This is a genomic window from Pseudooceanicola marinus (assembly GCF_020177265.1).
GTDB lineage: Bacteria > Pseudomonadota > Alphaproteobacteria > Rhodobacterales > Rhodobacteraceae > Pseudooceanicola > Pseudooceanicola marinus_A.
Genome location: NZ_JAIVMC010000027.1, coordinates 1 through 671, shown reverse-complemented (window position 1 = coordinate 671; position 671 = coordinate 1). Strand labels below are relative to the sequence as shown.

Sequence of the window (671 nt, the reverse complement as noted above, 5' to 3'; positions counted from 1 at the left end):
TTTCCGCAGGTTGGCGTGATTCACGGCTCGAAAAACGAGCGGTGACATGTCTGACCTTTTCTGGCTGACCGACGTGCAGATGGCGCGTCTTGAGCCCTACTTTCCGAAGTCCCATGGCAAGCCACGCGTTGATGATCGGCGTGTGTTGAGCGGCATTATCTTCATCAATCGCAATGGCTTGCGGTGGCGCGATGCCCCCGCTGCCTATGGGCCGCATAAGACGCTGTACAACCGTTGGAAGCGGTGGAGCGACAAGGGTATCTTCGCCCTGATGATGGCCGGTCTGGCTGCCGAGCACGGTGAAGAAAAGACTGTGATGATCGACGCCACCTACCTGAAGCCTCACCGTACCGCGACCAGTTTGGGCGTCAAAAAGGGGGGCGTGGACGCCTGATTGGCCGCACCAAGGGCGGCATGAACACCAAACTCCATGCCATCTGCGACAGCCAGGGCCGACCTATCAACCTCTTCGTCACCGCCGGTCAGGTCAGCGATTACATCGGCGCGCGGGCACTGCTCAGCAGCCTGCCGGATGTCGACTGGCTGCTCGGGGACCGCGGATATGACGCCGACTGGTTCAGGGAAGCGTTGAAAGACAAAGGGATACGCGCCTGCATCCCTGGCCGGAAACAGCGGAACAATGCGGTCAAATACGACAAGCGCCGCTACAA

The 671-nt window shown here is 59.8% G+C and carries 1 pseudogene; it reads left to right on the top strand.

Annotated elements, in window-relative coordinates:
- Nucleotides 1–46: 46 nt before the first annotated feature.
- Nucleotides 47–671: pseudogene (locus LC066_RS21385) on the top strand (IS5 family transposase); the annotation flags it as partial.